Here is a 25373-nt window from a genome sequence, read left to right as displayed (position 1 = left end):
CAGTGCCAGAGTCAGGCTAAGTTCATACGTCATCAAATGCGACATTTGAGGTAGTGCGTGTCGACATTTCCTGACGAATCGTCCGAGGCTGACCTGACGCGCAGGCACATGGTCGGATGGTCGGATTGGTTCAACCTCGTTGCGCGCCGGGCCTCCGCGCGACGAACCGTCGCGTGATCAGGCCGGCCGCGGTGAGCAGTAAGAGGACACCGGCGAGCCCGCCGCGCCAGCCGCCCGATCCCGTCCGGCCGGACGCGTGCGACGCCTCGACGGGCGGCTCGTCCACGGGCTCCTCCACCACGGGCGCCACTGGCGACACGGGCGGCGATACGGCGGGCGGTGCAGCCGGCGGTGCAGCCGGCTGCCGGGAGGCCTCGGTGGGCGCGTTCCCGGCGCCGGACTCCAGGGTGACGGCGGCGGCCGGGGCGGCGCCCGCGGCCGGACCCGCGCTCGGGCTCGGGTCCGGTGCCGCGCTCCGGCCCACCGCCGCACTCGGCGAGACGGACACCGCGAGCGCGGGCGCCGCCGGGGCGGGGACGGACGCCGGGGGCAGCGCCGGACGGGGGTCCGGCACGGCCGCCGGTGGCACGGCGATCGGCAGCAGCCCCGGCAGGCCGGGCCCGCGGACAGGACCGGACGGAACCGGCCGGCCGGACGGGGCGGCCTGTTCCGGCGGTACGGCCGCGGCCGACGACGCCACGGGCGCCGGTACCGGACTCGCCGGCCCCGTGGGCCTGGCGACCGGTACGGACGGGGCCGGTCGGCCGGGAACCGGCGGCCGGGACGGGGAGAGGGACGGCGAGGGCCACGCCGTCCAGGACGGCACCGCTGTCGGTACCGACGTGGGTGCCCACGTGGGCGACGACGTGGGCACCGACGGCGACGGCGACGTCGGCTGGGACGGCGTCGGCACCGCCGCACCCGTACTCGCGGTCGCAGTCGCAGTCGCCGTCGCAGTCGCAGTCGCAGTCGCAGTCGCAGTCGCGACCAGGATCGGGACCGCGTCGGCCGCCGTTCCGTTCCCCGCCAGGTCGGTCGCCGTGACGACCAGCCGCTGCTCGCCGTCCGCCAGATCGCGGTCGGCCGTGCAGGTCCAGCTGCCGTCGACGGCGGCGGTCGCCCCGCAGGCCACGACCGGCTCGCCGGAGCCCGGGGCCGAGCCGCCCGCCCGGGCGGTGACGACGACCCTGGCCCCCGCCTCCGCCCGCCCGGCGAGCTTCGGCCGGGCTACCCGTACGGTCTCGCCGGCGGCCGGCGCGGTGAGCACCGGGCGGTCCGGCGCAACAGTGTCGACGACCAGCTCGGCGACGCGCCCCGCCGTCCGGTTCCCGGCCTGGTCCGCGGCGGACGGGGTGAGCCGGTGCCGCCCGTCCGGCAGGTTCTCCACCGGGAGGCAGGACCAGCCACCGTCGGCCTGCACCGCCGTCGTGCACAGCTCGGTGTCCGCGTCGCCGGGCGCCCCGGCGGGCCGGTCGGCGACCGAGACGACGCTGCCCGGCTCCCCGGTGCGGGTCAGCTGGAGGCCCGGGTCGTTGGTGTACTCGGGGAGGGTGAGGACGGGCGCGCCGGGCGGCGCCGTCTTCACAGTGATCCGGACCGGCTCGCCGCGCAGCACCACGCCGCCGCGGGTGGTCTCGACCGGGGTGAGGCTGTGTGCGCCCGCGCTCAGCGCGCTGCCGGGCCTGCAGGACCAGTCGCCGCCCGGCCCCACCCGGGTGCCGCAGAGCACGGTGTCCCCGTCGCGGACCTCCACCGCCGCCCCGGCGACGGCACCCTCGCCGCGCATCCGCGGGCGCGCGTCGGAGACCACCGCGCCGTCGACCGGGTCGGCGATCTCAAGGCGGGCGGCGCCGACCGTCAGTCTGACCCGCTGGTCGGAGACCTGGCCGGAGTCGGCGTAGCCGTCGGCGCCCACCAGCTGGGTGGCGTCCCGGCCGAGCCGCAGCCGGGCCCAGGTCTCCCCCGAGGAGGCGTTGCCGGGGACGGTCCACTCCAGGACGGCGGTGCGCGCCCCGGCCGGGAGGTCGGTCTGCACCCGCTCGGTGGGGTCGAACCTCCCGTTGTGGTCGAAGTCGATCCAGCCGGCCAGGGTGGCGAGCGCGTCGCCGACCGCCACCGGGACGGTGAGCCGGTAGTAGCGGCCGATCGCGGCCTCGGCGGGAAAAGCGACGGCCGGATCGGCGCCCGGGTACTCGCCGCGCCCGGGCCGGCGCCGGGACGACGCCGGGTCGGACCAGACGCCGCGCAGGCCCGCGCCGTGGTCGAGCTGGACGAGCGGTTCCCCGGCCGCCCCCGGGGCGGTCGCGGCGGCCCGCCGGGCGGGCCGGCCCGGCGTGGTGGTGGCGTCCGTCCCCAGGAAGAGGTCGGAGACCAGGTGGGAGGCGTTGCCGTAGCCCTGCGGCGCGGTGCCGACGCCTTCGTCCAGGGTGACGGTGTACACCTGGGCCAGTGCCGCGGGGGCGGTGGTGCTGCCGGCCCGGGCGGTGGAGCGCTGCTCGACCCGGAAGACGGCGGTGCGGAAGGTGCCGGCCAGTTCCAGGCTGCCCTCGGCGGCGGATCCGGCCACGGCGTCGGTGCCGCCGTCGGCCCCGGCGGGCGCCAGGGTGCTGCCCCGCACCGTCCAGCCGGGCCAGCCGGTGCGGTCGACCAGGGTGGGCGAGCCCGGCGAGCCGTCGGTGAGGGTCAGCCGGGTCGCGGTGCTGGTGGTCCCGCCTTTCCCGGTGGCGATTCCGGCGAGTCCGCTGAGGTGCAGCCGGGGATTGCGGACCGGGCGCGAGAATGCGAGCCGGAGCGTTCCGACGGTGCGCCAGGAACCGTCCGTCCGCGGACGGTCCTCGGCGATTCGGAACGTCTGCGCGGGATCTCCGGGCCGCAGTCCGTCGGCATAGGGCGCGCCGGTTTTTCCCGCTCCGGAACGGTCGGCCAATTCGCCCGGCCCGGCGGTGACGGCCACTCCCGGGGCGGCGGAGAAGTCGAACTGTACGGAGAGCCCGGAGGGAAGGACCGCGCGCTGTTCTCCCGACCAGGCGTCCGGGGACTGCTGGGCTGCGGAGGGCGCCGGGTTCCCGGCGACGAGCAGTCCGGCGGCCAGTGCGGAGGAGGCCCCGGCCGACGCCAGTCGTAGGCGTCGCGCCCGGCGGGTGCGCCGGTCCGGGGCCGGGGCGGGCGGGGCTGCGATGCGGGGAAGCTGTCGGCCCATCCGGCTCTCCCTTCGGTGTCGGCTGCCAGGGTGGCCGGGCAGTCTGGGCACAAGATCTGACAAAACGGAATCATGATCCTGGGCCGGTAATACTGCGACACCTGCACTCTTGGCCGTGTCCTACCCGTTTGGCAGTCATCCGACCGGCAGGACAGGATGTACCCGAAAGGAATGCATTTCATCCATTAAGCGGGGTATCGGGCCGGAGCCCCAGAAGCCCAACCGGGCGCCGCCGTCCGGCAGCCGGCCCCGGTCCCCGGGCCGGGCGCACAGGACCCGGGCACCCGCGGGCCGGGCGCACACGACGAAGAAGCCCCCGGCCGGTGGCCGGGGGCTTCTCGATGGTGCGCTCAGCAGGATTCGAACCTGCAACCTCTTGATCCGTAGTCAAGTGCTCTATCCGTTGAGCTATGAGCGCAAGAACCGGGCGAACCCGATCTTGCGGGGATTGGTGCGCTCAGCAGGATTCGAACCTGCAACCTCTTGATCCGTAGTCAAGTGCTCTATCCGTTGAGCTATGAGCGCTCGCCCTGGTGAACGTGCCATCGGGGCGTTGCGGGGACAACATTACATGACCTGCGACGCGGGGCGAAATCGATTGATCCGGACGCCCCGCGGAGCCATGCGAAGAGCCCCGCCGACATGATCGTCGACGGGGCTCCCATGGGGCGGAGGCTGAGGGATTTGAACCCTCGATGGGCTTTAAGACCCAAACCGCATTAGCAGTGCGGCGCCATAGACCGGACTAGGCGAAGCCTCCCCACATGGACCGCGCCCGCATGGCGGACTCGTTCCGTGTGCCTGTGATGATGCCACAACCCGAGGGTCCGGCACCAACCGCCGCCAACGTTACTAGGCGGGTCGTCCCCGCCGCAAAGAAGAATGAGATACTGCCGTCTCCGGAGGAGCTGCCCTGAGCCGAGGAGACCTGTCGACGTGAGCAGCAGGCCGATCCGAGGCGCTGCTCGCCTCGCCGCCATACTCGACGCCCTGCCAGACGCGTTGCTGCTGGTGAACAGCAACGGCACCGTTGTCGACGCCAACAACGCGGCGGTCCACGCACTCCAGACCCCCGGCACCTCGCTGGTCGGCATGGGCGTGCTGGACCTCCTGCCCGAGTTCGACCCCAGCCGGATCCCCGGCTCGATGCGGCCGGCGCCCCGCGAGGACGACGCCCTCGACCGGCCGGTCCGGATGACCGCCCGCCGCACCGACGGCACGACCTTCCCGGTCGAGGTCTCCGGCAACGACTTCGCCGACGACGGCGCCGGGGACAGCCGCGGCTACGCGCTCACCCCGCTCGTCCCGTACGACCCGTACCGCGAGCGCTCCTCCGCGAGCGACCTGCTCCTGCTGCTGGTCCGCGACCTCTCCAGCCGCCTCGGCGTCGAGGCGGAGCTGCGCCGCCAGCACAAGCAGACCGAGATGATCCTGCGGGCCGCCGCCGAGGGCGTGCTCGGCGTGGACCTCGAAGGCCGCTGCGTCCTGGTCAACCCGGCCGCCGCGCACATCCTGGAGTACCGGGCGAGCGAGCTGGGCGGGCGCGAGCTGCACCCGCTGATCCAGCACTCCCGGGCCGACGGCACGCCGCTGACGCTGGAGGAGTCCGCACTGCTGGACACCCTGACCTCCGGGCGCAAGCACCGGGTGCGCGGCACCGTGCTGTGGCGCAAGGACGGCCGGCCGGTCACCGTCGACCTCACCACCGCCCCCGTCCGGGACGGCGACCAGCTGGTCGGCGCGGTGATGACCTTCACCGACCGCAGCCGTGAGCTGGCCCTGGTCGCCCGCAACGAGCACCTCACCGCCGTCCTGGAGGGCGAGCTGGGCGGCGCCCTGACCGCGCTGCACCGGCGGATCGACGCGCTGGCCACCGACCCGGCCGGCCAGCTCTGGCCCGAGGCCAACTGGACACTGCGCCGGCTCGCCGACGAGTGCCGCCGGTTCGGCAAGCTGATCGACGGCGTGCTCGCCCACCAGCGTTCCGAGGCCGGCGGCGACGGCGGGTCCGGCGCACCCGGCTCCGCCGAGGACGGCCGGGCCGGCGACGACAAGGGCGGGAAGAAGACCGCCGAGCGGGTGCCGGTCGCCCTGGACAAGGTCGTCCGGCGGGCCGTCGAGCAGGCGGGCGAGCTGGTCGGCGCGGGCCGGGTCCGGTTCTCCGTGCACGCGGCCGCCGTCGAGGTGATCGCCGACGAGCAGCGGCTCGCCCAGGCGCTGGCCCACCTGGTCGCCGACGTCAGCGGGGTCGGACTCTCGCTGGACGCCACCCCCGAGACCTCCTCCCCCGGCCTGGCCGCCCCCGGCGCGCCCGCGCTGCCCCCCGGCGGCGGAGACGCGCCCATGGTGGTGCTCGCGGCCGCCCAGCGCGGCGAGGTCGCCCGGGTGGAGATCCGCGGCCCCGGACGCGGCGGCAGCCCCGTCCACCTGCCGATAGCCCGGGCCGTGGTCGAGCGCCACGGCGGTGTGCTCCAGCCGCACGAGCTGCCCGGCAAGGCCGGCACCACCTATGTGGTCGAGCTGCCGCTGGACCCGGCCGCGGCCAAGGCCGCCGCCGAGCGCGCGGGCGCCGAGGGGCGCTCGGACCGCCCCAAGGAGAGCGACAGCGCCGTGCTGCCCGACCTGCCGGGCATCCCGCAGCTGCCCACCGCGCAGGGGGCCGAGGACGACGCCGAGGCGGCGCCCGGCGAGAAGGCGCCCCGCCCGGACCAGGGCCAGGGGAAGGGGAAGGACCGGGAGCAGAGCCCCGACGAGAAGTCCGCCGAGAAGTCCGCCGAGGAGCCCGCGGCCGAACGGCGCGGACGCCGTGGCCGGGCCGCGGCCGAGGAGGCCGCGCCCCCGGCCGTACCGGCCGACCCCGACCAGTGGCCGAACGCCCCGGCGCGGGTCGAGCGGGCCGTTCCCGAGCAGTGGAACGGCACCGGCAACGACCCCGCGTACGGCCGGCAGGGCCTGGGCGGCCCGGACACCGCGCAGCGCGACCCATGGGGCAAGGACGACGGCCGGGCCGGTACGGCGTACGCGGTGCCGGTCGGCGGCGAGCACCCGGGCGTCCGGGGCGGCCAGGCCGCGCCGACGGGCCCGCGCGGCCCGTTCGCGCTCGGGCCGGGCACCGGGTCCGCTCCGGAGCCCGCCACGAGCACGCCGGCGGGTGGGACCGAGACCCCCGCCGAGGCCTTCGGCGACCGCGGCGCGGCCGCCGGCCGGGAGGCCGGCCCGAGCACGGGCCGGCCGTCCGGTCAGGCCCCGGCCGAGCCGGAGTCCAAGCCCTCCGGGCGGCGCCGGGCGCTGCCCGCCAACGAGGAGTCCGCCGACGGATTCGCCCTGCCGGGCGTCCCCGACACCGGCTTCCCGGTCTACCCCGGTCTGGAGCACGCCCTCCCGGCCGGGCCCGCGCCCACGCCCGCACCGAGCGAACCGACCGGCGCCGCGCCGACCGGCCGTCGGCGCCGGCTGGCCGTCCCGCCCGGCCCGGGCCCGGACGCCCGGGTCACCTCCGGCACCTCCGGCACGTCCGCCGAGCTGGAGCCCGCCCGGCCCGCGCTGCCCGCCCCCGGCGGGAACGGCTCCGGTGGCGACGGCCCCGGCACGCCGGACCGGACCGACGGCCCGCGGCCGGTCGGCACCGGCCTCGCCGAGCTCGCGCCGCCGCGCCCGCTCGGCGCTCCGGGCGAGGCCGGCACGCCCGGCGGCCCGGGCGAGGCGTTCCCGCCGGCCGCGCTGCCCCCGGCCGCCCCGTCGTCCGCCGTCACACCGTCCGCCGGGCCGGTCCCGACCGGCGGCGCGCCGCAGCCGCCCGCCGCGCCGGAGGCCCGGACGACACCGCGTCCGATGGCCGAGCTGCCGGCCGCCGGCCAGGACTCGGTCGAGCACCCGTCGATGGCGACCCCCGCCGGGGACGGCGGCCCGCGCCGGCTGCTGGTCTGGCCCGAGCCCGACCCGGCCACCAAGCAGGCCCTCCAGGAACGCGGCTACCGCCCGGTGATCGTCCGCTCCCGCGAGGAGGTGGACGCCCAGGTCTCCGGCTTCCCCGCCGCGCTCTTCGTCGACCCGCTGACCGGCCCGATCACCCGGACCGCGCTGCAGTCGCTGCGCACCGCCGCGCTGAACAGCCGGGTCCCGGTGCTGGTCACCGCCGGCCTCGGCCAGGCCACCCGGGATGCCGCGTACGGCGCCGACCCGGCCGTCCTGCTGCGCGCCCTCGCCCCCCGCGACGGGGAGAACCACGCCCCGCGGGTCCTGCTGGTCGAGGGCGATCCGGACATCGCCGCCGCCATGATCAGCAGCCTGGAGCGGCGCGGCATGCACGTCGAGCACGCGGTGGACGAGAACGACGCCATCGCCCGGGCGAGCAGCGTCCAGCCGAACCTGGTGGTGATGGACCTGTTCCAGATCCGCCGCCGCCGAATCGGTCTGCTGGACTGGCTGCGCACCAACGACCGGCTGCACCGCACCCCGCTGGTGGTCTACACCTCGGTCGACCTCGACCCGCGTGAGCTGCCCCGGCTGCGCACCGGCGAGACGGTGCTGTTCCTCGCCGAGCGCTCGACCAGCGCGGACGTGCAGTCGCGGATCGTCGACCTGCTCGGACGGATCGGTGCCATGGGCGAGACGGGCGTCGCGGCCGCCGGCTGACCCGGACGACGCGAGAGGGCCGGCCACCCGCCGTGGGTGGCCGGCCCTCGTCGCGCCCCGGTCTACTCCTTGCCGAGGAGCGTGACGTCCAGTTCGTCGGCCGCGTAGCTGGCGCGGATCACCTTCTTGTCGAACTTGCCGACCGAGGTCTTCGGCACCGCGTCGACGATCACCCAGCGCTCCGGCAGCTGCCAGGAGGCGATCCGCCCGGCCAGGAAGGCGCGCAGTTCCTTCAGCCCGACCGTGGCGCCCGGGCGCAGCACGACGGTGGCCAGCGGGCGCTCGCCCCACTTCTCGTCCGGGACGGCGACCACCGCGGCCTCGGCGACCTGCGGGTGGGCCATCAGCTGGTTCTCCAGGTCCTGCGAGGAGATCCACTCGCCACCGGACTTGATCACGTCCTTGGCGCGGTCGGTGAGGGTGAGGTAGCCGTCGGCGGTGATGGTGCCGACGTCACCGGTGCGCAGCCAGCCGTCCTCGGAGAACTTGTCGTCCGGACGCTGCGGGTCGTGGCCCGCGCCGCCGTAGTACGCCCCGGCGATCCACGGTCCGCGCACCTCCAGCTCGCCGGCCGAGACGCCGTCGTGCGGCATCCGCTCGCCGCCCGGGCCGATCAGCCGGGCCTCGACGGAGGCCGGGAAGATGCCCTGGGTGACGCGGTACGGCCACTCCTCCTCCGGGGTGAGGCCCCCCGGAGGCTGGGCGAAGGAGCCGAGCGGCGAGGTCTCGGTCATGCCCCAGGCGTGCAGGACCCGGATGCCGTGGCGCTCCTCGAAGCCCCGCATCAGCGACGGCGGGCAGGCGCTGCCGCCGATGACCACCATGCGCAGGCTGGAGGTGTCGTGGTCGCCCGCGTCGAGCTCGTCCAGCAGACCGCTCCAGATGGTGGGCACGGCCGCGCTGACGGTGGGCCGCACCCGGGCGATCATCTCCGCCATCGGCTTCGGCTGGAGGAAACGGTCCGGCATGAGCAGGCCGGCGCCGGACATGAACGCGGCGTGCGGGATGCCCCAGGCGTTGACGTGGAACATCGGGACGACCGGCAGCGCGATGTCGCGCGGGGTGAAGGCGAAGTTGTCCCCGGTGTTGACCTGGAGACAGTGCAGGTAGACCGACCGGTGGCTGTAGAGCACGCCCTTCGGGTCCCCGGTGGTGCCGGAGGTGTAGCAGAGCACGGCGGCCTGGCGCTCGTCGATGTCGCTCTGCCAGGGGTACTCGGCGGGCCGGTCGGCGATCAGCTCCTCGTAGTCGTGCACGGTGCCCGCGAAGCCGTCCAGGACGGACCGGTCGCCGGGGCCGCTGACCACGATGTGCCGGAGCGTCGGGTCGAGGTCCGGGAGGACGGCGGCGAGCAGCGGGAGCACGCTGCCGTTGACGATGATCACGCGGTCGGCGGCGTGGTTGACGATGAACGACAACTGGTGTGCCGGCAGCCGCAGGTTGAGCGTGTGCAGCACCGCGCCCATCGCCGGCACCGCGAGGTAGGCCTCCAGGTGCTCGGCGTTGTTCCACATCAGCGTCGCGACCCGGTCGTCCCCGGTCACCCCGAGCTCGTCCCGCAGCGCGTGCGCGAGCCGGGCGGCCCGCGCCCCGACCTCGGCGTACGTCCGGACCACCGGCCCCGTGCCGTCCCAGGTGGTGACGGTCGACCGCCCGTGGATGGTGGCCCCGTGCTCGAGGATCCTGGCGACGGTGAGCGGTACGTCCTGCATCGTGCTGAACACGGGTCCTCCTTGACCGGGCGGCACTGCGGCTGCGACTGCGCGGCTACCGGGGGCTACTGGGCGGTAAGGCGCGCGGACGAGCCCGATTGTGCCTCTCGGCAGGGCGGATGTCAGTAGCCCGGGCCCGTTGCACGGATCACGGATTCGTCCCTGTTCCCGGCCCCGGGGATCAGCCCCGGGAGCGGGCGAGGGCCGCGAGGTCGTCGAAGGTGCGGAGGAGGACGGCGCGGCGTTCCTCCTTGTAGCCGGGTGACGGGTCCAGGTCGTCTATGGAGCGCTCCCAGACGGACAGGAAGGTCTCCTTCCAGGCCTCGACGACGTCGGCCGGGGGAAGTTCGGCACCGACGTAGTGCTGGGAGGCGATCAGGTGGAGCAGTTCGAGGTTGCAGGGGACGGCCACGCCCCAGTACTCGTCGGGCTCCAGCTCGACCTGGTCACCGGCCATGGCCTGCTCGATCTCGCCGATGAGGCGCGCGGTGACCCCGGAGAGGTGGTCGGCCGCCGTGTCGTTGTCGAAGTTGCCGCTGTCCCAGGTACCCATGTGGTCCTCCTCGGTTTCCGCTTCCCTGGACAGAGGTTGTAGCACTCACGGCTGACAATGGCGGTCGGCGCCGGTCCCGGACGGGCCCGCGCGCGATACTGCATGGCATGAGCGACAGCCACGACGACCGCCAGGTGAAGCGGGAGCCGGCCAGGTTCCGGGTGCCGTGTCCCAACTGTTCGAACGGGGTGCAGACCCGGGCCCGGATGGGGATCCGGGGAGACCGGACGGGGACCGGCCACATCCCGGAGACCTGCCGGGACTGTGCCGGACGGGGCTGGTCGCCGCTCGGGAGCGGCGAGTGGCGGCGGCGCCCGGCCGCAGGCTGAGCCCGGGTGGGCGCCGCCGGGCGGCTCGGCGGGGGGGCCGGGGAACCGCCCCGTCAGCCCGCGAGGGGGGTGTCGACGTGGTTGCGGTCGACGGTGAGCGTCGCGCCGCCGTAGGTCTCCTCGATGTTGCCGTGGTACTGGTGCACGCGCTGGTGGTCGGTCCAGAGTTCGGCGCCGAGGGGACCGCCCCCGACGGTGTCGGCGCGGTCGTCCCAGCGGGCGTACCAGAGCGAGTCGGGCAGCGGGGAGCTGCCGGCCCGCGCGGCGGCGGCGAGGTCGGCGATGCCTGAGTCGAGGCTGGAGTAGAAGCCGGAGCGGTAGCCGGCCGCGTGCAGGGTCTGGGTCCAGCCGAGGGTGAAGTCGACGACGGCCTGACCGCAGCCCGGGTCCCGCGCCGGGTACGCCTCGATGTCGAGGAAGACCGGGCTGCCCTCGCCCAGCCCGACGGTGCTCAGGCCGCGGACCGCCTCGGCCGCCTCGTCCCGGCCCTGCTGCACGGCCCGGTTCGGGTCGATCCGCCGGGGCTTGCGGCTGAGTCCGCTGCACGGCGCCTGCAGCCCCACGTGGACGGGGATGAACCGCCAGCCCATCGCCCGTACCTGGCGGACCCAGTCGGCGGTGAGCCTCGGCTGGTCGCAGCCGCGCTGGCCGCCGCTGGTGTAGATGCCGACCGCGCCGTACGGGGAGGTGCCCCGCCAGGCCCGGAGGGTGTCGAGCGGGGGTGCGGTGCAGGCGTCGAAGGCGGCGCCGGTGTAGAGGTCGCGGGCCCGGAGGGCGGGCGGGCCGGCCCAATCGGGCAGCACGGTGGCCCGGATCCGGGGGACGGCGGCGGCGGCCAGGACGGTCGTGTCGGCGTTCACGCCCGCTCCGTCGGTGGCGAGCAGCAGGGCGAGGGACACGACGACAAGGGCCGCGGAACGGAGATAGCGCACCCCGCCTTGATACTGACGGACCGTCGAACGGTTGCCACTGCCGCGCCGCCCGTGCCGCCGAAGCTCACCCTTTCGGGCGCACCCGTCCGTATCCGTCCGGATTCAGGTAACGAGCTTGCCCCTTCATCACTCCTTACGGCAAACTCGCCAGCATGCCCACGCCCAACCCCAGCGAAACCGTCGCCCCGACGCCGGCCGCCGCCGTCGCCGAGGCCCTTGCCATGCCGCCCGCCCCCAAGGGCGAGCCCGCCGGCGAGCGCGGTAGCTGGCGACGAGGCGGGGCGCCCGGCGCCGAACCGCCCCCAGGCACCCGACCCGGCCGGACCGACCGGCGGTTCTCGAAGCTGATGCGGCGCCCGGAGCGAATCCCGGCGCCGCTCTTCTGTCTGGCCGCGATGTTCCTGGTGCAGCTCGGCATCGCGCTGTCCAAGCCGCTGTTCGGCCCGCTCGGGGTCAGCGGTACGACCTTCCTGCGGCTGAGCTTCGCTGCGGTCATCCTGCTGATCGCCACCCGGCCCCGGCTGCGCGGGCGCCGTCCGCGCGACCTCGCGGCGGCCGGCCTGCTCGGGATGGCGTCCGCCGGGATGACGCTGCTCTTCGCCGGGGCGATCGACCGGCTGCCGATGGGCACCGCCGCGACCATCGAGTTCCTCGGCCCGCTCGCGGTCGCGCTGGTCTTCGCCCGCCGCGCCAGCCACCTGCTCTGGGCGCTGCTGGCAGCCGGCGGGGTGGTGCTGCTGACGCTGCTCGGCGAGGGCGACGGCGGCTCGTCGCTCGACCCGGTCGGCCTGCTGTACGCCTTCGGCGCGGCCGCCTGCTACGCCGCGTACATCCTGTTCACGGACAAGGTCGGCGCCGCGTTCCAGGGTTTCCAGGGCCTGGCGGTGTCGATGACGGTCGGCGCGCTGACGCTGGCACCGTTCGGACTCGGCCAGGCCTGGGACGGGCTGACCGCCCCCGGCGCCTCACCGCTGATGCTGCTGCTCGCGGTGGCCGGGGTGTCGCTGCTGCTGCCGGTGATCCCGTACGCGCTGGAGATGACGGCGCTGCGGCGGATGCCGCAACGGGTGTTCAGCGTGCTGGTGAGCCTGGAGCCGGCGGTCAGCGCCCTGGTCGGCCTCGTGGTGCTGGGCCAGTTGCTCGGCGCACCGCAGCTGGCCGGGATCGGGTGCGTGGTGGCCGCGAGTGTGGGCGCCACGCTGACTGGGCGGCGGTAGCGAACCAGTACCGGCCGGTGGTGAGCCCGGTCGGCCGGCGGGTTCGCGACTCGCCGCCGACCGGGTGTGTCCGGCCCCGGGGATCGGCGGAGAAGCCCTGGGGCCTGTCGTCGGACTCCGTCGTCCGCCCGGAGGGCGGGCGTGGCGGCGTTGGGGTGCGTGCATCGCAAGGCGGAGGAGGAAGCCACTGCGGTGGGGGTACCTCCCGGCCGAAGGCTGGGGGAGTGCGTGCCCTGGGGGCACCTCCCGGCCGAAGGCTGGGGGAGCGTCGACGCGCAGACGGGAGTCTGACGACAGGCCCTAAGGCCAGAGCAGGGTCCGCGACCACTCCGGGGTGCGGACCGGGCCGGTCCGCGTGTAGCGCAGCCGGACGTGACGGCGGTCGTTGTCGCCCTGCCAGAACTCCACTTCGTGCGCCCAGAGCGTGTAGACGGCGTGGCCGGCCGCGACGGTGTCCGGGGTGGCCTCCAGCCGGCGGCGGGCGACCGCGACCGCCTCGTCGTACTCGGCCGGGGAGGCCAGCGGCTCGCTCTGCCGGCCGACCAGCGCCCCGACCCGGGCGGCGGGCGAGCGGGTGGCGAACTCGGCCGCGGCGACCTGGTCGGCGGCCCGCTCGACGGTGCCGCGGACCCGGATCTGACGGCCCAGCGGCGGCCAGTACAGGGTGAGCGCGGCGGCCGGGTGGTCGGCGAGCTGGCGGCCCTTCGGACTGTCGGCGGCGGCCGAGAAGACCCAGCCGGTGCCGGAGGCGTCGACGTCCCGCAGGACCAGCACCCGGGCGTCCGGCAGGCCGTCGGCGTCGACCGTGGAGAGCGTGACCACCTGCGGGTCGAGCACACCGGCCGCGAGAGCGGTGGCGAGCCAGTCGACGAACAGCGGGCCGGGCTCCGCCGGGGCCGCCTCCGCGTCGAAGGACGGCAACGGGCGGGCCATCGGCGGACGGCCGAGCAGCAGCTCGGGTACGGACCTGGGCTCGGGCCTGGTCTCGGACCGGGGCGCGGACCCCGGGTCGGTTCCCGGGTTCGCCCCGGCTGCGGGCCTGGTCTCGCCCGGGCCGGTCAGGCCCTCCTCCTCCGCTGCCATCGTGCCTTCCCTCCGGTCGCCTCGGTCGCAGCCCCGGCCGGCCGGGCCGTCGGGGCCCGGGCGCGGGGTGCGCTGTCGGAGCGCAACCGTACCGCCGTGGGCTGACCGCTCGGGCGCGGGCCCTCGCTGTGCGCCCTGTGCGCCCCGTTGCCCGTGCGCCCGTGCGCCCGGGTTCTTGGCGACAGGCGGCCCCGGACGTGCTGGTGGGCGGTGCCGATGATCGGCACCGCCCGCCAGGCCGGTCGCGGTGACCCTTTCCGCTACCCGGTTCCGCGCGGTGACAGCCGCGCGTCGAGTTCCCTGGTCTTCCCTGGTCCGAGTTGTCTTCTCCGACTTCTGTGCGGCGGGCTCTCCGTCGAGTCCTCTGGTCGAGTTACTCCGCGTCGGGCCCTGGTTGGAATCCTGCTCCGGTCTTCTTCGCTTCTTCGCTTCTCCGCTTCTCCGCTGCGAGCCCGGCCACGGGTGCTCAGCTCACCTGTGGCCGCCCACGTCCGGCGCCCCCGCCGGACGTGACCTCGCTCGGATCAGTGGATTCGGTTGGAGACCGGAGCGAAGACGACGGTGGTGTTCTGGCCACCGTTGGAACCGTCATCGCGGATGCGAGCCATTGAGAGCCTCCCAAAAGCTGTACTTCGTGCGTTGTGTCGGAGTTCGTCGCCCAGACGAACTCCTGCGGGCTGCGACGTCGAGGAACAGACTTCCGCAACAAATCGACAAAGCACCACCTCAAGCCGGAATTTTCGCCCGTTTGCGTGATATCCCAACCTCTGATGAATAACGGGCGCACCCTCTGGACAACGCATCGATACAGCGCCGCTCACCTGGGGCTTTGCCCGGACGGTAGCCTCCTTCCGGGTGAACCGGCGCAGCGCCTGGACGCCGGGCGTCGATTCACCCGCCGCACACGGGTGCGGTCGACCTTCCATGTCGACATGTCAAGCCATTCTGCGACCATCCCAAAGTATTACTGGAGGCATCACAGGCAGAAGAGAGAAGGAAATGGGGAGAGGTGAAAATCAGACCGCCTTACCCGGGTTGAGAATCCCCAGCGGATCGAAGACCGCCTTCAACTGCCGCTGCAGTTCCAGCGCCACCGGCCCCAGCTCACGCGCCAGCCAGTCCCGCTTGAGCAGCCCCACCCCGTGCTCCCCGGTGATCGTGCCGCCCAGCTCCAGCCCCAGCGCCATGATCTCGTCGAAGGACCGCTGCGCCCGCGCCGACTCCTCGGGATCGGCGCCGTCGAAGATGACGATCGGATGTGTGTTGCCGTCCCCGGCGTGACTCACCACGCCGATCGTCAGCGCGTGCCGCTCGGCGATCGCGGCGACGCCGTTCAGCATCTCGGCCAGCCGGGAACGGGGCACCGCCACGTCGTCGATCATCGTGGTGCCCAGCCGGTCCAGCGCGGGCAGCGCCAGCCGCCGGGCCTCCAGCAGCAGCTCGGACTCCGCCTGGTCGTCGGCCGGCACCACCTCGGTCGCGCCTGCCGCCCGGCAGATCTCCCCCACCGCCGCCAGCTCGGCCACCTGGTCCGGCCCGTCGAAGGCCACCAGCAGCAGCGCCTGGGTCGACTCCGGCAGCCCCATCTGCCCCAGCTCGTTGACGGCCCGCACGGTGACCGCGTCCATCAGCTCCATCAGCGACGGGGTGAGGCCGCGCGCCATCACCTCGCAGACCGCCGCACCCGCCGTGTCCGCGCTCGGGAACTCCGCCGCCAGCGCCAACTGCGGTGCCGGCGCGGGCCGCAGGGCGACCACCGCCCTAACCACCACACCCAGCGTGCCCTCCGAGCCGACCAGCAACCGGGTCAGGTCGTAGCCCGCGACCCCCTTGGCGGTACGGCGGCCGGTGGACAGCAGCCGCCCGTCCGCCAGCACAACGTCCAGCCCGAGCACATACTCGCCGGTGACGCCGTACTTGACGCAGCAGAGCCCGCCCGCGCCGGTCCCGATGTTGCCGCCGATGGTGCAGGTCTCCCAGCTGGACGGGTCCGGCGGGTAGGACAGCCCCGACTCGGATGCCGCCCGGGAGAGTTCGGCGTTCACCACGCCCGGTTCGACCACCGCGATCCGGTTGACCGGGTCGATCTCCAGGATCCGGTTCATCTTCACCATCGACAGCACGATGCAGCCGTCCACGGCGTTGGCCGCGCCGGAGAGCCCGGTGCGGGCACCCTGCGGCACCACGGGGACACGCAGTTCGGTGGCGGTCCGCAGGATGTGCCGCACCTGCTCGACCGTCTCCGGGAAGGCCACCACGGCGGGGGTGCCGGCCACACAGAAGCCCGCCATGTCATGGCTGTAGGCGGCCATCACATCCGGGTCCACCGCCAGGGCGCCGGGCGGGAGCCCCTGCGCCAGCCGGTCCGTCAGATCACTCATCGCCGTCTCCGATCGCCGCCCGGTCGCGCCACCGCCGCACGCGCGGCACGCGCTCTTCCCGCGTGCTTCCCGCTCTGTCCGCACTCTGCCCGCCGACCGGTGGTCGGGCAAGTGCGCCGCTCGGACGTTTCAGAGCCGGACCGGCGGTGCGGCCCCCGGGGCCCCGAGCAGGGCCGGCCTGGACCCCGGCCGGCCGGAGCGGGTACGCGCCCCGGGGCACTGTCCTACGGGCGGCTTACCGGCTCCTGGAACTCCGTCACCCACGCCGCCGGGTCGTCCGGGCACTCCAGGTACAGCTCCCGGGCGTATCCGGCGGAGCGGTAGCCGTTCTCGTCGACGAAGCGGGCCAGCGCCTGGACGGAGCCCATGCTGTCGTCCATCGAACCGCGGTGCACGATGGTCGCCGCCTCCTCGATCACCGGCAGGTCGACCACCTCGAAGCCGCACTCCCCGGCGGGTGCCGGGGCCGCGCCGACCGGGACCGCCGCCCGGACCAGCACCGCGCCGTCCCCGTCCGGGGCGTCCTCGTAGCGGGCCACCGCCGGGCCGGCCCCCTCCACCCCGGCCTCCGCCATCCGCCGGCAGAGCTCCGTGAACAGCGGGCCGATCACCGGTCCGACGTCCTCCGGCTCATAGCTCGCGGCGACCGCCGTCAGTTCGGCCACCCGCACCGACGGCACCCGCTTCACCACGACATCGTGCGCGGACATGGTTCCCTCGCTCTCGATCGTCCGGAGCCTCGCCTCGACCCGGGTCAGCCGCTGGGCGTCCGCCGCCATCGCCGCGGCGAGTTCGGCCCGCCGCAGCCGCAGCATCCCGCGCAGCTCGGCCGCGTCCACCCGCTCGTCCAGGACGTCCCGCACCTGCTGCAGCGTGAAGCCGAGGTCCTTGAGCGCGATCACCCGGTTGAGCCGGGCGAGTTGGGCGGCCTCGTAGAAGCGGTAGCCGCTGGCCCGGTCGACCCGGGCCGGACGCAGCAGGCCGATCGCGTCGTAGTGGCGCAGCATGCGGACCGACACCCGGCCGTGCTTGGCGAAGTCTCCGATGTTGAACATGATGGCTCCCAGTGCAGACCCTCACACCGTGTCATGGTCAAGCACCGGCACCCATGGCCGGGCCGCCGTCCTCACCACCTCGGTCCATGCCGCCTCAGTCCGTGACGTCGAACCCGCGCCGCCGGCCGAGCACTTGGAGGCTGCGTTGACCGGGGATCCCGTTCGCGTCCGCGCCCGAGTAGCCGAGACTGCGCTGGAAGGCCGCGTACGCCTGCACCGTCCTGGTGCCGAGCGAGCCGTCCACCCAGCGCTGCTCCAGGTACCCCTCGTCGGCCAGCGCCTGTTCGACGATCCGCACCTCGGGTCCGTACGTCCGGTGGCCCTGTTCGGCGCCGGGGTCGGTCCGGGCGGCCGCGACGATGTGCGCCACCGAGACGCGCCGGGGCGAGGGCAGCGTGCCGAGCAGCCGGCGCAGCGAATCCTCGCCCGGCACGCCGTCCGCGGCGGCCCCCGTGTAGCCCAGACTGAGCTGGTAGTCCTGGTAGTTGAGGGTGTCGGCGTCCCGCCAGTCCTCGTCCGGACCGGCCGTGTAGTGCGAGCCGTGCCCGGACGCCACCAGCGCGTCGCCCACCTGCCGGACCTGCGGGCCGTGCGCGCCGTACCCGTACTCCAGGCCGTTGATGGTCACCCGGTAGCGGGCCGGCCCCGGCGTCGACCGGGACGGGGGCGGCGGAGCACCGCCCGCGCCGGCCACGATGCCCGGCAGGACGAGACCGTGGAACTGCTGCACCCGGGCATCGCCGGGGCAGGCGGTGCCGCCGTCCGACCACTCCGGGAAGAGCCGGTGAAAGCCGTAACCGGGGTCGTCGGCGGTGCGGCAGACCCGCAGCGGGATGCCGTGCCGCTGGTGCAGCCAGACCCCGACCGCGATGAACGTCCCGATCTGCGCGGCCGTCCACGGATCGGTGTGCTGGTCGTTGCTGGCCGACTCGATGCTCACCGCGCCGGTGCCGTCCGGCCGGTGGTTCGCGGCCATGTTGGCGTCGGCCCGGGTCTGGGTGCCGATGTACTGGGCGATGCCGCCGTCGTAGCCGACCCCGAAGTGCGACTCCAGGTTGGTCGAGTCCCGCCAGTACTCGTAGATGCGGCGCGGCGTCCAGGGCGCCGCCATGCTGTGAAAGATCACCTGCGTCGGCACGATCGCCGGCTGCGCGTCCGACTCGGGCTGAAGCTCCATCTTCTCAGCGCCGGGGTACCAGGCCATCCGTGTCTCCTCGCCGGGCCCACTCCCAGGGCAGTCCGCCCCTTACCCCCGGCACACGCCCCCTCGCCGCACCCACAAGGACGCCCCCACCCCAAACCCCCCGTTCAGGTGAACCCACCACCCCCGGCCCACGGTCGGCCCACCGCCTCCACCCCGGTGGAAAACGCGAAGGGCGGGTGTCGGCCTGGGGCCAACACCCGCCCTGAGCAGGCGGTTTCTCCTACCAGCGGAGAGCGTGGGATTCGAACCCACGGTGACGGGTCACGCCACGACAGTTTTCAAGACTGTTCCCTTAGGCCGCTCGGGCAGCTCTCCAGGCGGAGGTCAGCCTAACGGGTCCGGCGGGGTTCGGTGCACAGGGTTTCGGGGACGGGGTCAGTCGCCGACGCGCTCGGTGAGGGTGACCTTGGTGTTGAAGGTCTGGCCGTTGCGGGTGTACTCGACGTCGACGGTCTCGCCGGGCTTGTGCGTCCAGATCTTGCTGACCAGGGCGGGGCCGTTCTCGATCGGGCTGCCGCCGAGCTTGGTGATGACGTCGCCGGGCTTGAGGCCCGCCTTGTCGGCCGCGCCGCCGGGGGTGACGGCCGGGGTGCCCTGGATGTCGCGGGTCTGGATCTGTGCGCCGTCGCCCTTGTAGTCGTCGTTGCGGAGGACGTCGAGCTTGGCGTAGACGGGCTTGCCGGTCTTGATCAGGGTCTCGGCGACCCACTTGGCCTGGTTGATCGGGATGGCGAAGCCGAGGCCGATGCTGCCGGCCCGGCCGGTGCTGGAGGCGTTGGACTGGATCGCCGAGTTGATGCCGACCACCGCGCCGCTGGAGTCGAGCAGCGGGCCGCCGGAGTTGCCGGGGTTGATCGAGGCGTCGGTCTGCAGGGCGTTCATGTACGAGGACTGGGCGCCGGTCTCGTCGCCGGAGGCGACCGGGCGGTCCTTCGCGCTGATGATGCCGGTGGTGACGGTGGACTCCAGGCCGTACGGGGCACCGATGGCGATGGTGGAGTCGCCGACGTTGACCTTGTCGGAGTCGGCCAGCGGAAGCGGGGTCAGCTTGTCCCCCTTCGGGGGGTTGTCCAGCTTGACCACGGCCACGTCGTAGCCCTCGGCGCGGCCGAGCACGGAGGCGTTGTAGGAGCTGCCGTCGGCGAACTTGACGGTCAGTTTGCCGCCGTTGGAGGCGGGCGCCACCACGTGGTTGTTGGTGAGGATGTGGCCCTCGGTGTCGAAGACGAAGCCGGTGCCGGTGCCGGACTCGCCGTTGCCCTGCGCCTTGATGGTGACGACGCTGGGCAGCGCCTTCTGCGCGATGCCGGCGACGGAGCCGGGGGCGGGCTCGTTCTTCTCCGGGCTGTTGGCCTGCACGGTGGTGCTGCGGCGGTCGTTCGCGGAGCTGGCGCTGTTGTCGTTGCGGTCGGCGATGGTCACGCCGAGCGCGCCGCCGGCCACACCGGCGACCAGGGCGACGGCGGCGATCAGGGCGACCAGGCCGCCGCGCTTCTTGCGCGGACCGCCGGGGCCGGACGTACCGGGGTACTCGGGCGGGTAGCCGAGCGGGCCGCCGGGGTGGCCGGGACCGCCGGCGCCGCCGGCCGAGGAGTCGTGCGGGCCCCAGCCGCCGAGCGGCTGGCCCGCGCCGAAGGGGTGCTGCTGCGCGGGCGGGCCCGCCGGGGCGCCGTACGGGTCGTGGGCCGCGGCGGGCGGGGCACCGTACGGGTCGTGCGCCGCGGCGGCCGGGGCGCCCGTGGTGGCGTACGGGTTGACGGCGGGCGCGACGGGCGCCGTCGGCAGGGCCGGTGCCTCGGCGAGCGCCAGGGCGGGCGCGGCCGGCGGCCCCGCCGGGGCGGGCGGCACGACCGGCGGCGGGGCGTCGATGTACCCCGGGCCGGGGTGGCCGGCCTCGACCGGGGCGGGCGCGGACACGGGAGCGTCGGCAGCCGCGGCCGCGGCGGGTGCCTCGGCCGGCGCCGGGGCGCTGATCTTGCTGAACGCCAGCGTCGGCGTGGATCCGCCGGCCGCCGGAGCGGCGGGCGCGGCGGGCACCGCCGGTGCCACGTCGGTGGTGGTCCGGTCGGCGGGCGCCTGTGCGGGGGTGGCAGCGGCGGACGCGGACTGCTGCGCCGGACCGTCATGAGCGGGACCCACCACCCCCTGGCCGCCGGAGGGCTGTTCCCCCTGCGGCCCGGTGGACCCAACCTCGCGCTCGGTGCTCACGGACGACCTCCATAGCTGACAGGACCAAGAAGCATAGTTTTTCGCACACTCGATTCGATTGCCGTAAGGACCCTTCTGAAGAAGTCATAAGAATCCTTAGCCAGGCCCGACGGCCCCGTCCGGAAACCCGGCCGAACGCCCCCGAACCACCACCCCCACCGGCCGCTCGCCCACCGCCGCCGGATGTCCCTCGCGGCCGGGGCGCCCAGCGCCTGGCCTTGGCGTTCACCCCCGTGCCGGTTAGCCTGTCGCTCACAACTGACACGCGGGAGCTTGGACCTTCCCAGGCTGAGAGTGCGCTGGTCGACCGTACGCCACGACGTCCGTGGGCGGACCGTCGAGGGGGCGCTGACCGCCGGAACCTGTCCGGGTAATGCCGGCGTAGGGAGTATCGGCCATGCCGCCTGCTTCGCCATCCTCTTCTTCGGGCGCGCCCGCGTCCAAGGGTTTCTCCGAACCGTCCACGACCGTTCACTCCGACGCCGGTCCCCCCGCGCCCGGTTCCGCCGTGCCCGGCTCCCCCACCGCGACCGGCGCCGCCGCGGCCACCGCCGTCCTGGACCGGCCGGACCGGTCCGAGCGGGTCGAGGCGCCGCTCGTCCTGGACACCGAGCCGCCGCGCACGCTCCGCTTCCGCGACCACTTCGCGCTCTGGATGAACCTCGGCGTCAGCCTGATCGGCTTCACCACCGCCGCCACCGTGCTGGGCGCGCGGGGCAGCGAGCTCTCCCTGGCCGCCGCCGTGACCGCGATCGCGGCCGGGACCGTGGTCGGCACCGCGATGCTCGGTGTGGCCGCCCTGATCGGGGCCCGTACCGGCGCACCGGCGATGGCGAACCTGCGCGGGCTGTTCGGGACGAAGCTCTCGTACGTGCCGACGGTGCTGAACATCGTCCAGTGCGTCGGCTGGGGCGTGTACGAGCTGCTGGTGATCGCGATGGGCGCGCAGACCGTCGTCCACACCGAGGGCTACCGCTGGGCCTTCGTCCTGCTGGCGGGCGCGCTGACCACCGCGCTGACCATCTGGCCGCTGGGCTCGATCGCGGTGCTGCGGCGGTTCGTCGCCGGGGCGGTCGCGGTCGCGATGGTGTACTTCACCGTCCAGCTGGGCCGGCACGGCGTGCCGGACCCGGGCGCGGGCAACTGGCACGGCTTCCTGAAGGCCACCGACGCGATGATCGCGGTGTCGATCTCCTTCGTGCCGCTGGCCGCCGACTACACCCGGCACTCGCGCACCCCGCGCGCCGCGTTCTGGGGCAGCTTCTCCGGCTACACCGTCGCCCAGGTCTGGTGCTACGTGCTGGGCCTGATCGCGCTGCTGCAGTCCGGCGGCGACCCGGACCGGATCTTCGACTCCTTCCTGGGCGTCTGGGCCGGCTGGGCGTTCCTGCTGGTGCTGGTCCTGCGCGAGACGGACCAGTCCTTCGCCAACGTGTACTCGACCGCGATGTCCGTCCACAACCTGCTGCCCAGGGTGGACCGCCGGGTGCTGACCGGCGGGACCGGGCTGCTGATCACGGTGCTGGCTCTGCAGATCACCGAGTTCACCGACTCCTACTACGCCTTCCTGGGCCTGATCGGCTCGGTGTTCGTGCCGATGTTCGCGGTGCTGGCGGTCGACTACTTCCTCGGCGCCGGCCGGCGCGGCTGGAACCTCTCCGCCGACGCGCCGTCCCGCCGGCTGATGCTGCTGCCGTGGGCGCTGGGCTTCGTCGTCTACCAGCTGATCGCGCCGACCGCGATCGCCGGCTGGTGGACGGACTTCTGGACCTCCGTCCAGGAGGCGCTGCACTTCACCCCGCAGGAGTGGACCTCGGCCTCGCTGTTCGGCTTCCTGGTGCCGGCCCTGGCCACCTGGGCGCTCACCCCGCTGACCCGCCGGGACGCGCGGGACTGATCCGCCCCCCCACGCGAAGACGGCCCCTCAGGTTGGGGCCGTCTTCGTTTTCGCGTCACTTCCGCCGCCTATCGTGGGACGTGTGACCAGCCCCGACCTCCCCCCGGCGGCGGCGCGCACCGCGCCGTCCGTCCAGGTGATCGCCCACCGCGGATCCTCGTACGCACTGCCCGAGCACACGCTCGCCGCCTACCGGCGGGCGCTCACCGAGGGCGCCGACGCGGTCGAGTGCGATGTCCGGGTCACGGCCGACGGGCATCTGGTCTGTGTGCACGACCGCAGGATCGGCCGGGTCTCGGACGGCCGCGGCACGGTGTCCGCGATGACGCTGGCCGAGCTGGAGGCGCACGACTTCGGCGCCTGGAAGACGGGCGCACCGAGCGCGGACCCGGAGCTGCGGGGCGTTCTGCGGCTGGAGAGCCTGCTGGAGCTGGTCGCGGACTGCGGACGCCCGGTGGACCTGGCGATCGAGACCAAGCACCCGGTCCGTTTCCGGGGCCGGGTGGAGGCCGAGCTCCTGCGGATGCTGGACCGGTTCAAGATCACCGGAGACCCCGCGGACGGCCGCCCGCAGGCCCGGATCATGAGCTTCTCCGCGCTGGCGCTCGCCCGGGTGGCCGCCACCGCGCCGCAGTACCCGAGGGTGTTCCTGTTCGAGCGCGGCCTGCCGCTGCGGGGCCGGCTGCGCCCGGGCGCGACGCTGCCGGGCGGGGCCGGGATCGCCGGGCCCGGCATCGAGCTGGTGCGGGCCAGGCCGCGGCTGGTGACGCGACTGCGCGAGCTGGGCCACCAGGTGCACGTCTGGACCGTGGACGAGCCGGCCGACGTGGAGCTGTGCCTGGAGCTCGGGGTGTCGGCGATCATCACCAACCGCCCGGCCGAGGTCCTCGCCCAGCTCGGCCGGTGAACCAAACCTGCTGCCGACAATTTTTGCCGGAAATTATGCGTTTTCACGACGGAGGGTGAGCACGGAATCACCTGCCGCCCACCCTGGGTCGCGCGGTTTGAAATGTCCGCGCGGGATCGCCCCGCAGTCGTTTCCGACGCATTACCAAGGGGCATCCATCCCTCGGCATACGCTGAAGGAGGTCCGGGGGTGGCGTTGATGGTGGCGCGTGAAGTGCCGACTTCATCGACCATGGCAGTGCCGCACGGCCCAGCGAGTGTCGGGGTCGCACGGCGCCGACTGCGTCGAGATCTGGGCGACCGGGAGATACCCGAACCGGTCATTGATGATGCTGTTCTGATCCTTTCCGAACTGCTGAGTAATGCCTGTCGCTATGCGCGGCCGCTCGGGCCATTGCCCGCGCTCGGCCGCAGCGCCCGGGCGGAGGTCGTGGACCAGGTGCTCGTCGGGGTCCCCACCGCGGGCCAGGGCGCCAGGACGGCCGCGCACCCACAGCCGGACGGCGGCGACGGCGGGGTCCTGGTGCGCTGGCAGATGCACGCGGACGGGATCCTCACGCTGGAGGTCACCGACGGCGGGGCGCAGACCCGCCCGACGCCCGCCGGCCCGTCCCTGACCTCGCGCGGCGGCCGCGGCCTGAGCATCGTCGGCCAGCTGGCCAGCGACTGGGGTGTGCGCGACGCTCCCGGCGAAGTGACGGTGTGGGCGGCACTGCCCGCCCGGGCCCGCCACGCCCGACGGACCGGCGGTGATGCCCGCAGCGCCTGAGCGGGCCGGACCCGCCCGTCCGCGCGCCCCCGCGCCCCGTCCGCGCCCCGTCCGCGCGCGCCGCCACCCACGCCCCGCCCCGACGTGTGTCCACGCGCCGGGGGAACGTCAGTAGGCTGCCCGGAGCACAACACAACCGTCCCCGGGAGAGCCGCACCATGGGCAAGAAGGCCGCCAAGAAGGCGCCGCAGCGCAGCCAGTCCACCACCGCCGCCACGGGCGAGATCCCCGTGGTCGGGGCCCGCGAGAACTGCCCCTGCGGTTCCGGCCGCCGGTACAAGGCGTGTCACGGCCGGGATGCCTCGCACGCCGTGCAGGAGCTGGTGCACCGCCCGTTCGAGGGGCTGCCGGGCGAGGCCGACTGGGTCGCGCTGCGCGAGCTGGTGCCGGCCGCGACGGTGCCGCTGACGCTGGCCGCCGGGGTGGCCGAGGCCGCCAACGGCGAGGTCCCGTCGGTGACGCTGGCGACCGTCCTGCCGCTGGCCTGGCCCGCGCTGCGCCGCCCGGACGGCTCGATCCTGCTCGGCCTGCAGACCCAGTCCGCCTCCGGCGACCTGAGCCGCGACCTCGCGGACGCCCTGGAGCTGGCCCTGGCCACCGAGCCGGGCACCCCGGTACCCGCCCGCCGGACCGTCCCGGGCGGCCGCCGTCTGCAGGATCTGCTGGACCTCGACGCCGGGTTCACGCCGGCCGTGCACACCGGCTTCGAGTTCTGGCTGGAGGACGCCGAGGCCGCCACCGGCGAGGTGGCCGCCTCGCTGGAGCGCGCCAACGCCTCGGCGATCCCCACCGAGAAGCTCGGCAGCGTCGACTCCGCCTACTGGTGCGGCACTCCGGACAAGAACCACCTGCGCTGGGTGATGACGGTGCCGGAGGAGCAGTTGCTGGACGCGCTGGCCCGGCTGACCGCCGCCGACCAGTCCTCGGTCGGCCCGGACACCCGCCTGGTCGGCTCGTTCCGCGCGCACGGGCTGACCGTCCCGGTCTGGGACCTGCCGGTGGCCATGACGGCGGCCGACTGCGAGAAGCCGGCCGCCGAGTTCGCCGAGCGGCTCGCCGCCACGCTGGCCAACAACACCCCGCTGACGGCCGAGGAGCGGCGCGCCCGGGCAAACCTGGTGAACCGTCAGGTCACCTTGAACTAAAGGCGACCAGGATCGGGTGATACGCGTCACATCACCCCTCGCCGACCGCAATTTCCGGGCGGGGAAGGGTCCTTGGAAATTGGCGCGGGCGCGGATCCTTGTTACTGTCTAAAGAGTCCGGTCGCTGGTGCATCCCCCGTCGCCAGCG

The 25373-nt window shown here is 74.2% G+C and carries 16 protein-coding genes, 4 tRNA genes and 1 riboswitch; of the genes, 7 read left to right on the top strand and 13 right to left on the bottom strand.

The annotated features are described in order from the left end of the window. Positions 1–130: 130 nt before the first annotated feature. The 4 genes from AB0P06_RS00455 to AB0P06_RS00440 all read right to left on the bottom strand — a co-directional run bounded on the left by AB0P06_RS00455 (position 131) and on the right by AB0P06_RS00440 (position 3959). A complete protein-coding gene (locus tag AB0P06_RS00455) occupies positions 131–3199 on the bottom strand; it encodes an Ig-like domain-containing protein (RefSeq protein ID WP_363603907.1) in 3069 nt (1022 codons plus the stop codon). 342 nt (positions 3200–3541) lie between these two features. After that, a tRNA-Arg gene (locus AB0P06_RS00450) sits at positions 3542–3617 on the bottom strand. A gap of 31 nt (positions 3618–3648) precedes the next feature. Continuing rightward, a tRNA-Arg gene (locus AB0P06_RS00445) sits at positions 3649–3724 on the bottom strand. 144 nt (positions 3725–3868) lie between these two features. Then, a tRNA-Ser gene (locus tag AB0P06_RS00440) sits at positions 3869–3959 on the bottom strand. A gap of 176 nt (positions 3960–4135) precedes the next feature. Between AB0P06_RS00440 and AB0P06_RS00435 the strand changes: the two genes are divergently transcribed. Then, positions 4136–7834 carry a PAS domain-containing protein gene (locus tag AB0P06_RS00435; RefSeq protein WP_363603905.1) on the top strand — a complete coding sequence of 1233 codons (3699 nt, stop codon included), beginning with the start codon at positions 4136–4138 and terminating at the stop codon, positions 7832–7834. 62 nt (positions 7835–7896) lie between these two features. Here the strand turns inward: AB0P06_RS00435 and AB0P06_RS00430 are convergent, their stop codons facing one another. After that, the gene (locus tag AB0P06_RS00430) at positions 7897–9558 is read right to left on the bottom strand and encodes a long-chain fatty acid--CoA ligase (protein WP_363603903.1); all 1662 of its coding nucleotides are present in this window, start codon (positions 9556–9558) and stop codon (positions 7897–7899) included. Between the two features lie 169 nt (positions 9559–9727). Beyond that, positions 9728–10099: a DUF4259 domain-containing protein gene (locus AB0P06_RS00425; RefSeq protein WP_363603902.1), complete on the bottom strand. Its 372-nt coding sequence runs from the start codon at positions 10097–10099 to the stop codon at positions 9728–9730. Positions 10100–10206: 107 nt separating this feature from the next. Between AB0P06_RS00425 and AB0P06_RS00420 the strand changes: the two genes are divergently transcribed. Next, positions 10207–10428, top strand: a complete 222-nt coding sequence (locus tag AB0P06_RS00420; protein WP_363603900.1) for a hypothetical protein — start codon at positions 10207–10209, stop codon at positions 10426–10428. A gap of 53 nt (positions 10429–10481) precedes the next feature. On the opposite strand, the gene AB0P06_RS00415 is transcribed toward AB0P06_RS00420, so the two are convergent. Further along, on the bottom strand, positions 10482–11360 hold the full coding sequence (locus AB0P06_RS00415) for a DUF1906 domain-containing protein (RefSeq protein WP_363603898.1): 879 nt from the start codon (positions 11358–11360) through the stop codon (positions 10482–10484). A gap of 152 nt (positions 11361–11512) precedes the next feature. On the opposite strand from AB0P06_RS00415, the gene AB0P06_RS00410 reads away from it, so the two are divergent. Beyond that, complete coding sequence (locus AB0P06_RS00410; RefSeq protein WP_363603896.1) at positions 11513–12577, top strand: EamA family transporter; 1065 nt, start codon at positions 11513–11515, stop codon at positions 12575–12577. 300 nt (positions 12578–12877) lie between these two features. Here AB0P06_RS00410 and AB0P06_RS00405 read toward each other — a convergent pair whose 3' ends face one another. The 6 genes from AB0P06_RS00405 to AB0P06_RS00380 all read right to left on the bottom strand — a co-directional run bounded on the left by AB0P06_RS00405 (position 12878) and on the right by AB0P06_RS00380 (position 20508). Next, complete coding sequence (locus tag AB0P06_RS00405) at positions 12878–13660, bottom strand: pyridoxal 5'-phosphate synthase (RefSeq protein WP_363603895.1); 783 nt, start codon at positions 13658–13660, stop codon at positions 12878–12880. 1016 nt (positions 13661–14676) lie between these two features. Beyond that, positions 14677–16041, bottom strand: a complete 1365-nt coding sequence (locus AB0P06_RS00400; RefSeq protein WP_363603894.1) for an FAD-linked oxidase C-terminal domain-containing protein — start codon at positions 16039–16041, stop codon at positions 14677–14679. A 224-nt stretch (positions 16042–16265) separates the two neighbouring features. Next, positions 16266–17096, bottom strand: coding sequence for a MerR family transcriptional regulator (locus tag AB0P06_RS00395; RefSeq protein ID WP_363603892.1), 831 nt, complete (start codon positions 17094–17096; stop codon positions 16266–16268). 94 nt (positions 17097–17190) lie between these two features. Further along, positions 17191–18300, bottom strand: a complete 1110-nt coding sequence (locus AB0P06_RS00390) for a peptidoglycan-binding protein (protein WP_363603891.1) — start codon at positions 18298–18300, stop codon at positions 17191–17193. Positions 18301–18527: 227 nt separating this feature from the next. Further along, a tRNA-Ser gene (locus AB0P06_RS00385) sits at positions 18528–18615 on the bottom strand. 60 nt (positions 18616–18675) lie between these two features. Next, positions 18676–20508 (bottom strand): trypsin-like peptidase domain-containing protein, encoded by a 1833-nt coding sequence (locus AB0P06_RS00380; RefSeq protein WP_363603889.1) that lies wholly within the window; start codon positions 20506–20508, stop codon positions 18676–18678. Positions 20509–20763: 255 nt separating this feature from the next. Continuing rightward, positions 20764–20913: riboswitch (TPP riboswitch) on the top strand. A 103-nt stretch (positions 20914–21016) separates the two neighbouring features. Between AB0P06_RS00380 and AB0P06_RS00375 the strand changes: the two genes are divergently transcribed. From AB0P06_RS00375 to AB0P06_RS00360, 4 genes are all read left to right on the top strand, one after another. Then, positions 21017–22405: a cytosine permease gene (locus AB0P06_RS00375; protein WP_363603888.1), complete on the top strand. Its 1389-nt coding sequence runs from the start codon at positions 21017–21019 to the stop codon at positions 22403–22405. An 82-nt stretch (positions 22406–22487) separates the two neighbouring features. Beyond that, the gene (locus AB0P06_RS00370) at positions 22488–23312 is read left to right on the top strand and encodes a glycerophosphodiester phosphodiesterase family protein (protein WP_363603887.1); all 825 of its coding nucleotides are present in this window, start codon (positions 22488–22490) and stop codon (positions 23310–23312) included. 198 nt (positions 23313–23510) lie between these two features. Next, on the top strand, positions 23511–24080 hold the full coding sequence (locus tag AB0P06_RS00365; RefSeq protein WP_363604197.1) for an ATP-binding protein: 570 nt from the start codon (positions 23511–23513) through the stop codon (positions 24078–24080). Positions 24081–24238: 158 nt separating this feature from the next. Continuing rightward, a complete protein-coding gene (locus tag AB0P06_RS00360) occupies positions 24239–25225 on the top strand; it encodes a DUF5926 family protein (RefSeq protein WP_363603885.1) in 987 nt (328 codons plus the stop codon). The last annotated feature ends 148 nt before the right edge of the window (positions 25226–25373 follow it).

This window comes from Kitasatospora sp. NPDC088351, from assembly GCF_040685575.1.
Taxonomy (GTDB): Bacteria; Actinomycetota; Actinomycetes; order Streptomycetales; family Streptomycetaceae; genus Kitasatospora.
The sequence above is the reverse complement of the archived record's forward strand: the minus strand, read 5'-3'. Positions and strand labels throughout refer to the sequence as shown.

Bases quoted from the DNA above. Each gene is read 5' to 3' on its own strand.
- AB0P06_RS00455 (WP_363603907.1), bottom strand. From the start codon at position 3,199: ATGGGCCGACAGCTTCCCCGCATCGCAGCCCCGCCCGCCCCGGCCCCG.
- AB0P06_RS00425 (WP_363603902.1), bottom strand. From the start codon at position 10,099: ATGGGTACCTGGGACAGCGGCAACTTCGACAACGACACGGCGGCCGAC.
- AB0P06_RS00420 (WP_363603900.1), top strand. From the start codon at position 10,207: ATGAGCGACAGCCACGACGACCGCCAGGTGAAGCGGGAGCCGGCCAGG.
- AB0P06_RS00410 (WP_363603896.1), top strand. From the start codon at position 11,513: ATGCCCACGCCCAACCCCAGCGAAACCGTCGCCCCGACGCCGGCCGCC.
- AB0P06_RS00405 (WP_363603895.1), bottom strand. From the start codon at position 13,660: ATGGCAGCGGAGGAGGAGGGCCTGACCGGCCCGGGCGAGACCAGGCCC.
- AB0P06_RS00400 (WP_363603894.1), bottom strand. From the start codon at position 16,041: ATGAGTGATCTGACGGACCGGCTGGCGCAGGGGCTCCCGCCCGGCGCC.
- AB0P06_RS00395 (WP_363603892.1), bottom strand. From the start codon at position 17,096: ATGTTCAACATCGGAGACTTCGCCAAGCACGGCCGGGTGTCGGTCCGC.
- AB0P06_RS00390 (WP_363603891.1), bottom strand. From the start codon at position 18,300: ATGGCCTGGTACCCCGGCGCTGAGAAGATGGAGCTTCAGCCCGAGTCG.
- AB0P06_RS00365 (WP_363604197.1), top strand. From the start codon at position 23,511: ATGGTGGCGCGTGAAGTGCCGACTTCATCGACCATGGCAGTGCCGCAC.
- AB0P06_RS00360 (WP_363603885.1), top strand. From the start codon at position 24,239: ATGGGCAAGAAGGCCGCCAAGAAGGCGCCGCAGCGCAGCCAGTCCACC.